Origin of the sequence: Oerskovia merdavium (genome assembly GCF_014836755.1) — a bacterium.
GTDB classification, from domain to species: Bacteria; Actinomycetota; Actinomycetes; order Actinomycetales; family Cellulomonadaceae; genus Oerskovia; species Oerskovia merdavium.
Window position 1 is genome coordinate 86,553 of the sequence record NZ_JACSQF010000012.1, and the last position, 12,709, is coordinate 99,261.

Below are 12,709 nucleotides of genomic sequence, written 5' to 3' on the forward strand. Positions count from 1 at the left end.
CATCGACGAGTCGTCAGCGCTACTGCGTTGGCATTCGCCAGGAGGGCTCTGGCCTGGGTGGGCGCTGGTCTGTACCGGCTCGCGTTCACCTCCTAGGCCCATCCCCCTCGGACCGAGGAGCATTGTCTAGTGACGTTTGACGGTCAGCCATGGGAGCCTGACGCAGCCCTCGTCCGTGAGGTTGAGGAACAGTTCGCTCGGACGATCGAGTCGTATCGGATCCATCCAGATCTCGTGTCCGAGCATGCAAACCACGAAGAGTCGATTCGCACCGGAGGCTACGCAAATCGGACGCTTCTGGAACTGGTGCAGAACGCGGCGGACGCCCTCGCTGGCGGCGGAGACGTCGACGATAAGAACGTTGGCCGGGTCGAGATCGTGCTCGACCCTGTGCACAGCGCGCTCTACTGCGCGAACGCTGGTCGACCATTCTCGAAGAGCGGACTCACCGCCGTCACGATGGCCCACTTGAGCGGAAAGCGTGGTGACGAAATAGGCCGTTTCGGCTTGGGATTCAAGTCGGTTCTCGCGGTCTCACAGAACCCGCAAGTGTTCAGCCGCTCGATTTCGTTCGAGTTCAACTCGCCCGATGCCCGCGGCCAACTGGCCGAGATCTCGACGGCGAAGCGGTTCCCCGTGCTCCGCACAGCAACGCTTGTTGACGCGGCGACAGAGTTCGGCAAGGACCCCATTCTTGCCGAACTTGCTCAGTGGGCCACGACGATCGTCAAGCTCCCAAGCGCGCAGAACCTGGGTGGCTTGAGGGACGAGATCTCGACGTTCAACTCCGAGTTTCTGCTCTTCGTCGGCGCGGTGAGGGAGATTCGCCTGCGCGTCCTGGGTGACCAATCATTTGACTCCAAGCACGTATCGCGAGACCTCGGGAAGGGTCGGTTCCGGATTGAGCGTCCGGGTGGCGCAGATGAGGAGTGGTTCGTCGAGAGCCGGATGCACGCGCCTTCCGCCCGCGCACGTCACGAGGTGGGCGAGGCTGTCTCTCGAGCCGAGGTTAAGGTCTCTGTCGCAGTGCCTGCTCAGAGGACTCGCAACAGGCAGGTGGGACAGTTCTGGTCCTATTTCCCACTTCGAGACACGACCTCCGCGTCGGCGCTTTTCAACGCCCCCTGGAGCGTCAACGACGACCGAACTAATTTGCTGCCCAACGGCTACAACCGCGAGATCGTCGTCACGCTTGCACAGACATTTGTTGACCTCCTTAGTCGTGTACGCACCTCCTCAGATCCATCCATGCACCTGGACTACATGCCAGCGCGAGGGCGAGCGCAGGAGAGCCATGGTTTCGCTGACCAGATTCTCGGTGGGCACGTGCTCCAGGAGATGGGGGCTGGCGACTGGATTCCGGATGCTACCGGGGACCTGAAGAACGGCCTCGACCTCAAGCCCCTAGACCTCGGGATCCGGTTTGACGACTCGATTCACGAGCAGTGGCAGGAGTCAGAGAACACCGGCTCCGACGTGCCGCACTGGCGTTGCTACGCATCGGCTACGCGGACCGCACGCCTCCGGGACCTCCTCCTTGTCGCCCAGGATCCAGCCGAACTGGACCCGAGCGAGCGTGACCAAAAGCGCACGCTCGAGCGCATGGTGACGCGCGGTGTCCTGTCGTGGCTTCGCGAGTGGGCCGAAGGAACAGACCCAGTACCGGCAGCCCGAGCCCTCGATGTCGTGATCAAGCATCCACGAGTTGAGGGCATCAACTCGGCAAAGGTCATACCGACCTCGGCAGGCATGCGGTCACTTGAGGACAATAAAGTCGTCTTTCTTCACGGCGAGGACGGGCTTGCGATCGAGGACTCCGCGTTCGTCGATCCTCGATTCCTCGCCGAGCCGGACGTCGAGAAGACCTTGCGGGGTCGCGGGTTTCGTGACCTTGACCCGCTAGCCATCCTCGGAGCCCGGCTCGCCAAACTTTCAGCGGCGCCCACCGACGACGAACTACTGCAGCTGTGGGATGCGGCGCTCTCGGTTTCCGCCCGCGACGCGGCGAAACTCATGGGCAAGTCAACTGCGTCAATCAAAGTGCCGACTACCAATGGTGGTTGGGCTTGGCCGCAGCACGTGTTTGACCTCGACATCTCGCTCGGTGAGCAGTTCGCAGCGCGCCAGCTAGACCGGAGCCGCTGCCTGCCGGATGTGGCGCACGAGCTTGGGGTCGTACGTAGTCCGGTAAGGGAGTACTCAATCGATGACGAGCCTGCGGCAGACGACTACGTCACTGCGGTCCTGGCCAGCTTGAACGGCAAGCTCGGTCCTGGGGAGAGGCCGATCGAGCGAGTCGAAATCACGCCGGGCCTCGGCCCGGGACCGTTCTCCCTGTTAAGGATGCTTCGTGACGGTGGCGCCTCTCCGCAGGTTCGCGAGGCGTGGACGACTCAGCTGCTTGCTACGGAGCAATGTGACTGGGTCTGCGAGGACTTGGAGACAGGCCGGACCTACGGCGTGCTGTCGCCTGTCCGCTGGGCCGTCGACGAGGCGGGGCTTCTCAACTCATCGAAGGGGTACCGGGCACCCGGGGACGTCGTCGCCCCGTCGCTTCTCAAGTTCGGTGGACTCCTGCCGCTGTTCAAGGGGCCGCGCCACGTCGTTGACGCACTCGGGCTCCCGGACGAACTTGAGGCCGTGCCAGCCCGGGTCCTGAAGGAAATGCTCCAAGGGGACCTTTTCCCGAACGTCGACAACGCCGTCCTCGTGGACTTCGTGCTCACCGCTACGAGGCTCGGCCTGCACGGTGGGCGACCAACGACGATCCCCGCCCGTGTAAACCGCGTGGTCGAGCCTTGCGCGCCGTCGAGCGTCTACCTCGGGACCACCGACGAGCAGGAGGAATTCCTGCGCAACCGGTCCAGGCCGTACCTGCGAGTGGAACCCGGACTGGTGTCCGAGATCGTCGAGACCGTCGGGTGCCGTCGGTTCGAGGACAGCTTCTCCTTTTCGATGGTCATCGAGGGCCAGCAGGATTCCCAGAGAATCCTGGACGTCTACACCGGACTTCGCGACGTGGGAGGAATACGACTCGGTTCGGCGAAGGTCGCGCGAGCCCTGGAGATCGCCAAGCGGGTCACCACCGAGGATGGCGTCGAAGACCAGCCTCTCGACTCATACCTCGACGGTCAGGACCTCATCGTGCGAAGCGACGCCGACGAGCGTTGGACGCTGAGGTTCATCAACGAGGCATTCGACCTTCGCCTCGACAACGTCCAGCTTGTCGCTGTCCTCGCGGCAGGCCTGGACCACCGACTCGAGCTCGTTCGTCAGCAGGCGCAGTCGATCGAGTCCGACGCCGAGCGGCTCGACCACTACATCGGCCCAGACGACCTGCGCGAGGCGCTGCCAACCGGACTGTGGAGCGCCCTTGAGGCGCAAGGTCTGGTGGACGACGACACGTCCGTGGCCGAACTCTTCCTCACCGTCTATGGCTCGGACGCGCTGCGAATTCTCGCTGATCGGTTCCGTGGGGAGGGCTTCCGCGATGTTCCGGAGAAATGGGCGGGACTGCCAGCCGCGATTACATGGGTGCGCAAGATGGGCTTCGGCCCCGAGTATGCCGGTCAGCGGAACCGGCCGAGGCCCGAGGAGTTCGTCGTCTCTGGAGCGGTTCGCCTCAACAAGCTCCACACTTACCAAAAGAAGATCAGCGAAGACCTCCGCACTGTTCTGACCCAGCCCTCGGCAGACGGTCCCGCGCAGAAGGCGATGGTTGAGCTGCCGACGGGGGCTGGCAAGACGCGCGTGGCCACTGAGACGATTCTCAAGTTGTTCGTTGACGAGGTGCTCTTCGGGACGGTTCTCTGGATCGCACAGTCAGAGGAACTCTGCGAGCAGGCGGTTCAGACGTTCCAGACGGTTTGGCGGTACCTCGGCGACGAACGTCCGCTAACGATCGGGCGTCTGTGGGGCTCGAACACCGTCCATGTACCAGACACCGAGCTTTCCGTCGTCGTGGCGACCGACGCGCAGATCGAAAAACTCATCGGGCGCGCCGACTATGAATGGCTCAGCGAGCCTGCGGTGGTCTTCATCGATGAGGCGCATCGGGCAGGTTCTAAGCGGTACACGGACATCCTTCGGTGGCTCGGCGTCGACGGTCGAAACTGGGATCGCCCACTCGTTGGGCTTTCAGCAACTCCGTTCAAGGGACGGGCGGGCGATCACAGCGGGACCAAGGAACTTGCCGCGAGGTTCGGCGCGAACCGCCTGGCCTTACCGTATGAGGACCCGTACGGAGAGCTTGTGAAGCTCGGCGTGCTGGCACGTGTCAGGCACGTGGTCTTGCCGTCTGGCGTCGACGTGGAGCGGGATGTGGAACTCACCGCGTCCGAGCGCAGTAGCATCCAAGGCAAGCTCATCGACCGCAACGTTTTCGAAAAGCTGGGGCGCAACGAGGTGCGGATGCAGGTACTCGTTGACCACATCCTCAAGACGCTGGAGGAGCATCCGGACTGGCCGATCCTCGTCTTCACGCCGAGCGTGCTCTCCGCGCAAGTGCTCTCGGCGTCTCTTCGGTACAGCGATGTGGCCGCCGAGTCGGTGAGCGGACAGACTGGGCGACAGCAGCGACGAAAGGTCATCAAGCAGTTCCAGAAGGGCGAGATCCGGGTTCTTACCAACTGTGACCTTCTTGTCCAGGGCTTTGATGCCCCGGGTGTCCGTGCCCTGTATATCGCCCGCCCTACTTTCAGTCCTGGGGCCTACATTCAGATGGCAGGTCGCGGGCTGCGAGGCAAGGAGAACGGCGGCAAGGAGGAGTGCCTCATTGTCGATGTCGCTGACAACTGGGGGGCGATGAACGACTTCCTCGGATATCACGACTACGAGGAGCTTTGGAAGGAGCAGCGCGGATGATCCTAGTACCGTCGCTCGCCGACATCGAGAAGTCCTCGCGCAGCGAGGCCGAGCGCCGGGTAGCCCGCCTGCTCCAGGGCGTCGACGCAGGCCCGGATGCAGTGGCCTTCTATTCGGTCGGATTGCGCTCTCACGCGTACAAGCAGCAGGCCGAGGCCGACTTCGTGATCCTCTGGAGGGGCACGGTCGTCATCGTCGAGGTCAAGGGCGGGGGTGTCCGCAGGCATGACGGGACCTGGTACAGCGTGGACCGCCGAGGCGACTGGCACAAGCTGGCTACTTCTCCGATGGAACAGGCGCGATCTGCTGCCTACGCGCTTCGAGACATCCTCAAGGAGCAGGGAGTCGAGTGGTACGGGCACGAGGCCGTCGTCGTGACGCCAGACATCGACGCGCCGCCCAGTTCTGTTGACTGGAAACCCACGCACTGGCTTGCGCGTGCGGAGATGACGGCGGCGGCGCTGACCTTTGCGCTCGACGCTGTCGTCGCGGGTGCGCGTCAGGCGCCAATGGGCCAGAAGGTCGCCCGGATGGACGAGCTTCGTGCGCAGCTCTTCGGTGAGTTCACCCGGATGCCGGTCATAGACGCTCAGCGCGGAGCCGTCATCGAGGAGCAGAACAGGGCCACAGCCGGGCAGGCCCGCGTTCTCGCTGCACTTGCGCGAAACAAGCGCGTACTTGTCTACGGCGGAGCGGGTACCGGAAAATCGTTGGTGCTTGTCGAGGCAGCAAAGCAGGAGGCGGAGCAAGGGAGTTCGGTTCTTGTGACCTTCCGGTCACCGGCGCTCGCGCAGTACTTCGCGCCACATCTCATCGATCGCGCCGTTGACGTCATCCCATTTGGCGATCTCGACGGGATCGGCCGCTACGACGTCGTGCTCGTGGACGAAGCACAGGACATGATGACCGCCGACGCGATGGACCGGCTTGACGCCGTTATCGCCGGTGGCCGAGCGTCGGGACGCTGGCGGATGTTCCTTGACCCCAACAACCAGGCTCACGTCGACGGGGTATACGACGACGAAGTCGCGGACTTGATCACGGACGAGGCGATCACCGTCGACCTGTCGCTCAACGTACGCAACACACGTGCGATCGTCCATGTTGTACAGGAGTACCTCGGTGCCGATGTCGGCGACCCTGGTGTTGTCCACGGTGAGCGAGTGCAATGGCACGTCACCATGGATTCGGTCTCCGTCACCGATGGGCTGAAAGTAGCCGCAGAGCTTGTGGCCGACGGTGTGCGATGCACTGACATCTGGGTGATCGACCCGCGTTCCGTCGAGGCTCCTACTACCTTCAGCAGCGCCGTCGTGACGAGCCCGCGATTCGCGAAGGGGCTCGAGGCAGAGCATGTCATCGTGTGCGGTTTGCCTGAGGCACTCGACGCCGCAGGGACCGCGGCCTTCTACGTCGCGGTAACGCGGGCACGGGTTTCGCTACACGTCGTGCTCTCCAAGAACGACAAGCGCGAACTCCAGCAGTTCGTGCGGCAACGGATGACGAACAAATGACCCTGACCCACGCCCAGCAACTGGTGCTCGACCATCTGAAGTCGGCCTACGTCGGCCCGGACCGCGGGGAGCACGAAGTAGTCCTTAATCCGCCGAACAGGCAGTACGCCGTCGGAATGCTCTTCCCGCTCGACGCCTCACCGGCGCCCGACGACGGCACTGGCGAACCGGAGAGCGACGAGGCCGATGTCGACGGCATGACTGCGTTCATCGGCGAAGTCGAGGAGACGGGTGCTGCCGTACCGATCGCGGAGGACTGGCGACCATCGTCCGCGGCGATCTCGTTCATCACGGACGGAGACGCGGTCATCTGCAACGTCGGGGGGGCGACATACACCGTCGTCGAAGGCGATGGTCCGCCGAGCTGGCGCCGTTCGCCTTTCGCCATCGATGAGCTCGAGCTCACTCCCGAACGTCGCGTCCACGAGCAGACCATCGGCGGCGTCCCGTTCGAGATCGGATCACGCTGGCGCAAGTTCGGTGATGCGCAGCTCGTCACCGTTCACCTGCGTGTGCTCACTACCGCAACCGGCGACGACCGGCTCGATGCGACAAACATGCTGTACCAGGTCTCACTGACCATTTCGCCGACCAAGACCGGGACGATCCGTGAGTACGACACCCGTCGAGCGTTCGACGTCGACGAGGAATCGGCGGAGATCCGCCTGCGCTTCAGGAACCGCAAGGTATATGCCGTCGGACACGGAATGGCAGCGGATTGGACGACTTTGGACGGGAGGTGCACGCAGGTGCGTCTCGAACCGGTCCCGCACTTCGTCGTCCCCGACGTCGAGACGACCGGCTTCAAGGAGGGGACTGCTGAGGCCGACGCGCTGCGTCTTGACCACCTGGCGACACTGGACGCGTACCCCGATGACGTGCTCGCCTCCCTCAGAGCTTTCGTGAGGGCGTTCGGGGCGTGGGTCGCGGAGCAAGTACCCCGGACCGCCACCTTCGAGACGGATCGGGTGGTGGCGCAGCGCATCGTCGAGCGTTCGGAGGTAGCGCTGAAACGCATGGACCATTCGGTTGAGCTGCTTGGCGCAGAGGAGGGTGGCGAGCTGCGGACCGCCTTCTCTCTCGCGATGGCAGCGATGCGACTCCAGATGCGGCAAGCATCGATCAACCGAGGTGGCGAGACCGCGGAACCGAAGTGGCGCCCCTTCCAGCTCGGTTTCCTCCTGGTTTCGCTCGCTTCCACGGTTGACGAATCCCACCAAGAACGAGGACTCGTTGACCTGATCTGGTTCCCGACGGGCGGTGGTAAGACTGAGGCTTACCTCGGCCTCGCTGCCATCGAGATCTTTCGACGTCGACTGACCGACGGACCCACTGGCGGCGGAACGGCGGTCCTGACGCGATACACCCTACGCCTGCTGACCTCCCAGCAGTTCCAGCGTGCCGCGTCGCTGATTTGCGCGATGGAGCTACTGCGCCGAACAGACGGGATCGGTGACCCACGCGCCAGGGATATGGCGCCGTTCTCGATCGGGCTGTGGGTCGGCAACGAGGTGACGCCTGGCACCCGGCGCGATGCCAAGGCTGCGCTCGAACGCCTGCACAAGGCTGCCCGCCCGGATGAAGCGAACCAGTTCCAGATCGAAAGCTGCCCGTGGTGTGCGACGCCGCTCCTACCCGGCATCCGCTCGTCTCTGCTGAGCAAGTACGGCGTCCGGATGGTCGGGCGGGACGTCGTCATCCATTGCGTCAACCTTTCGTGCGATTTTACCCACGAAATTCCCGTGTGTGTCGTCGACGAGGTGCTTTATGAGACTCCGCCTACGGTCCTGCTCGCGACCGTCGACAAATTCGCGCGCCTACAGTTTCGCCCTGAGGCCGGCCGTCTCCTTGGGCTCAACACACCATTCCGCCAGCCGTCGATGATCATCCAGGACGAGCTGCACCTACTTTCAGGGCCCCTTGGGACCACCGTCGCCGTGTTCGACGCCGTTATTCAGATGCTGCTGGCCGCAAATGGGTCGACGCCGAAGATCATCGCGTCCACTGCGACGATCCGTGCGTCGGACGAGCAGGTGCAGGGGCTGTATGGACGACCAGTTGCTCTCTATCCGCCGTCAGGTCTCGACGGCGACAAGACCTTTTTCTCTCGCCCCGTCACAACCGGCGAGGGGCGCCTCTATCTGGGCCTCATGCCACAGGCGTTGTCTCAGATGTCCGCGACGGTGTCCGCGTCGGCACCGCTGATCGAGATTCCGCAGATCCTCCGGAAGCACTCGGACAGCGGGACGAACCTCGATGCCTACTGGACCATGGTCATGTACCACAACAGCCTCCGTGAGTTGGGGCGCACAGGCACCCTCGTGGTAGATGACGTGAATGCGCGCCTCGAACCTCGTGCCGATCGACTCGGCCACGAGCTCCGCACAGTCCGTGCCGGGCGCGTACTGGAGCTGACGAGCAGGCGTGGTCCGGAGGAACTACCTAACGATCTACGCGAGTTGCGCAGAAGTGCCGACGAGTCGGACCAGGCCGTCGATGTCGTGCTCTCGTCAAACATGCTCTCGGTCGGGATCGACATCCCTCGCCTCGCATTGATGCTCATGGTGGGCCAGCCCAAGACCACATCGGAGTACATCCAGGCGACCAGTCGCGTCGGACGAGGCGCGGTGCGCGGCGTCGTGACCACGTTGTTCCGTTCCAACCGAGCGCGCGACCGATCCCACTTCGAGACGTTCCGCGGATACCACGAGGCCCTGTACCGAAGCGTCGAACCGACGAGTGTTACGCCGTGGTCGCTCGCATCCCGCGAGCGATCCCTCGCTGGTGCCCTCGTGGTGCTGGTGCGACACCTTGGAACGGGGCTGGCCGCCAACAACTCCGCCAAGGACCTCGACCTCAACAACCCGATGCAGCGATCCTCGATTGACACACTCGTTGACCGGTTCCTCGAGCTCGTCGACCGGGCTGACGACATCGAAACAACGGATACCCGAGAACGCATCGGAGCCCTGCTCAATCAGTGGGACCGCCGCGCGCGAGACCTCCGAGCTGCTGGCGTGGAGCTGCTGTACGACCGTGTCAAGGCTGACGACATGGCATTGTTCAAGCGGTTCGGGCAGTCCGGGGAAGGCTGGCTTGTCGCCGACTCCATGCGATCGGTCGAACCCAACGTCGTCGTAGATGTCCGCGAACCATTCGAGGAGGGGTCCAGTGCAGCGGATCAAGCATGACTTGCGACTATCGGAGACTGTCTCGCCGTTTGGTGTCGGCGCGGTCGTCGATATCCGTGGCGAGTCGCTGATTGCACCAGACACCTCGTGGTGGGACAAGCGCTACGCGCCAGAGATCCACTGCGAACGGCTCGTCGAACGACTTGGCGCCAGTACGCTCCGTGAAGCACCGACACACTCCGGACGTGCAGGTAAGGAGACTGCGGGCCTGACCTATTGGCGCTTCCCCACGTGGCGGTTCTGCGAGCGCTGCTCGAGACTCTCCCAGCGGACCAGCAAAGACCGGGGTAAATGGACTAACAATTGCGAGTGCGGAGGGATGCTCATCCCAATGCGCTATGTCGCCGTGTGTGAGAAGGGAAGCCATCTCCAGGACATCCCCTGGTTCATGTGGGCACACCGCGGACACGACGCGGGCGTTACTGAGTCAGTACGACTATGTCGGGCGTACAAGGAATTACGCTTCGTACGCTCGGCGAAGCATGGCGAGGGCCTAAAGTCCCTGCGTGTCGAGTGCGGCGGATGCAAGCGGTCCCGCCCGATGTCTGATCTGGTCGCCAAGGAAGCCTTCGGCCGTGACGGAATCCGGTGCAAGGGCTTCCAGCCATGGCAGGAACCCCTCTTGACGAACGTCTGCGAGCATCCGTTGATCGCCGTCCAGCGCGGCGCGACCGGCAACTACATCGCCGAGCGGATCTCTGCGCTCGACATCCCAGAGGAGAAGCCGCAGTCTGTAGCCCTCGCGGACGCGATCCGCGCCCATGGCGACTTCAGCCGTGTCGTGGCCGACAACGGCGGGCCAAAGACGGAGATCATCGCGGGCTGGATTGCCGACGAGCTGGGCGTCACGGTCGAAGAGGTGCTCAGTCTCGCCTTGGCCGAGGGGGAACAGCGCAACGATGTCCTCGCGGATCTCAAAGACGGTGAGTGGGCGGCATTCCTTAAGAAGCTCGCCAAGCCAGGCCGCGACCGAAGCCAAGGCGACTTCATCGTCGATGCCTGGTCCACCGCCGAGGAACCCACTGTCCCGGACGCGCTCTCGGCGCGGCTGACAACTGTCGGAAAAGTTCGACGGGTGCGCGAGGTGCGAGCTCTCAAGGGGTTCCGCAGGTACTCCGCCGACGCGGACATGATTCACGCTGACCTGTCGACAGAAGGACGACGCAAGCCTACGCTCCCCGCCATTGAGATGTACGGGGAGGGGATCTTCCTCCAGTTCGGCGAAAAGTTCCTCGCCGATTGGGAGAACCTTGTCGCGGTCCGGGCGCGCGCTGGAATCCTGGTTGACCGCCGGTCAAAGACAGCGTGGGCCCAGCGGCTTGATGTCCCAGAAGCCCGGTTTGTTGCACTGCACACGCTCGCCCACCTGCTGATCCGGCGTCTGGCGTACGCATCTGGATACTCGTCGGCGTCACTCCAGGAGCGGATCTACGCCCACACAGACCGCACGGACCGTATGGCGGGGGTCCTCATCTACACGGCCGCTGGCGACGCACAGGGCACCCTCGGGGGACTCGTTCGACTCGGAGCCCCCGAGAAGCTAGTTCCACTGCTTCTCGCCGCGCTCGACGACGCCGACGTCTGTTCGAACGATCCCGTCTGCATCGAGAGCGACCGGCAGGGCGCCTCGAGCTTGAACCTCTCCGCATGCCACGGGTGCACACTGGTCAGCGAGACATCGTGTGAGAGCGCCAACAGGCTTCTCGACCGTCAGCTGGTGCTCGGTGGACGCGACGTCCCTGGGCTCATGGAGGGCGTGCTCGAGGAGATCCGAGGTCGGAGCACTTTGTCAAACGGACGATGGGATGATTGAGCAGATTCGGTCGGCTACCGCCTCTGGATGCTGGTGTCCCGGCGTCGCGCCAACCAACAGCATCGAGAGCGCCCAAGACCCGCCATCTCGTTCCATGTTCGCCGGAGCAAGACGACCCACCAGTCCGCGCTAGCTGTACCCGGCCGTGAGGTTGGTGCCAGTTCCGGTTGTCGAAGGGAGGACCTCCGGGCTTAGTGGAGATGTCGAAGTCTTCACAACCCGGAGGTCCTCGTGTCCCACGCTAATGCCCGTCTGACCGTTCGCGGCAGGATGTTGATCGTCGAGCGCCGCAGGGATGGTTGGAAGCAGGCCCACATTGCTGCGGCGATGGGCGTCTCACGCAAGACAGTGCGGCACTGGCTGCACCGATTCGCTACCGAGGGCGAGACCGGCTTGGCTGACCGGTCCTCGCGCCCGCACCACAGTCCGACCAGGACGAGCGCCGAGACAGAGGCCAGGGTCGTGGCCCTGCGCCGGGAGCAGCGGCGTGGGCGGGACCAGATCGCGGCCGAGCTCGGCGTGCCGCCCCGCACGGTCTCTCGGGTCCTGGCGCGCCACCACATGCCGCACCTGGCCGTGCTGGACCCGATGACGGGCGATCGCCTGCGGGCCTCCAAAGCGACCACCGTGCGCTACGAACGTGACCGGCCGGGCGAACTGGTGCACATGGACGTCAAGAAGCTCGGGCGCATCCCGGACGGCGGCGGGTGGCGAGCCCACGGCCGCGGTGCCGAGAACGACAACCGAGACCGCAAGCACGGGACCGGGTATGACTACGTCCACTCACTCGTGGACGACCACTCCAGGCTGGCGTACTCCGAGATCCTCCCCGACGAGAAGGGCACCACCTGCGCAGAATTCCTGACCCGCGCGATCGGCTACTTCGCCACCCGCGGCATCACCCGGATCGAACGCCTCATGACGGACAACGCCTGGGCCTACCGCTGGTCGCTGCGGGATCTGTGCGCCGCCCACGATATCCAGCAGAAGTTCATCAAGCCGCATTGCCCCTGGCAGAACGGGAAGGTCGAAAGACTCAACCGCACCCTGGCCACCGAATGGGCCTACCGACAAGTCTTCACCTCGAACGACGAACGGACCGCAGCCCTGGCACCCTGGCTCGAGTACTACAACACCCGACGTCGCCATCAAGCCCTCGGCGGGCAACCCCCGATCAGCCAGCTGTAACCAACGTCCTGGCCGGGTACACCTAGCGCGCAGGTCACTGCCGCGCTCGGGGCAGCCGTACTAGAAGCACCCCTCGCGGAACACGACGACCTTCGGCCTCGTGAACGCGATCTCGATGCTCGGCGCGCTCGTCCCGGAAC

At 63.9% G+C, this 12,709-nt stretch carries 5 protein-coding genes; all 5 read left to right on the forward strand.

The annotated features are described in order from the left end of the window. Positions 1–129 precede the first annotated feature (129 nt). The 5 genes from H9641_RS20755 (at position 130) to H9641_RS12675 (ending at position 12,569) form a co-directional block, all read left to right on the forward strand. Entirely contained in the window at positions 130–4,863 is a 4,734-nt protein-coding gene (locus H9641_RS20755; RefSeq protein WP_191804289.1) for a DEAD/DEAH box helicase, read from the forward strand. Next, positions 4,860–6,377: a nuclease-related domain-containing DEAD/DEAH box helicase gene (locus H9641_RS12660; protein WP_191804291.1), complete on the forward strand. Its 1,518-nt coding sequence runs from the start codon at positions 4,860–4,862 to the stop codon at positions 6,375–6,377. The genes H9641_RS20755 and H9641_RS12660 overlap by 4 nt, the downstream gene beginning before the upstream one ends. After that, positions 6,374–9,568, forward strand: coding sequence for a helicase-related protein (locus H9641_RS12665; RefSeq protein WP_191804293.1), 3,195 nt, complete (start codon positions 6,374–6,376; stop codon positions 9,566–9,568). Before H9641_RS12660 ends, H9641_RS12665 begins: the two co-directional genes overlap by 4 nt. Next, positions 9,519–11,381 (forward strand): DUF1998 domain-containing protein, encoded by a 1,863-nt coding sequence (gene drmB / locus H9641_RS12670; protein ID WP_225220415.1) that lies wholly within the window; start codon positions 9,519–9,521, stop codon positions 11,379–11,381. The genes H9641_RS12665 and drmB overlap by 50 nt, the downstream gene beginning before the upstream one ends. A gap of 231 nt (positions 11,382–11,612) precedes the next feature. Continuing rightward, a complete protein-coding gene (locus tag H9641_RS12675) occupies positions 11,613–12,569 on the forward strand; it encodes an IS481 family transposase (RefSeq protein ID WP_191804297.1) in 957 nt (318 codons plus the stop codon). Positions 12,570–12,709 lie beyond the last annotated feature (140 nt).

Coding starts and splice junctions, on each gene's coding strand:
- H9641_RS12665 (WP_191804293.1), top strand. CDS start 6,374: ATGACCCTGACCCACGCCCAGCAACTGGTGCTCGACCATCTGAAGTCG.
- H9641_RS12660 (WP_191804291.1), top strand. CDS start 4,860: ATGATCCTAGTACCGTCGCTCGCCGACATCGAGAAGTCCTCGCGCAGC.
- drmB (WP_225220415.1), top strand. CDS start 9,519: ATGTCCGCGAACCATTCGAGGAGGGGTCCAGTGCAGCGGATCAAGCAT.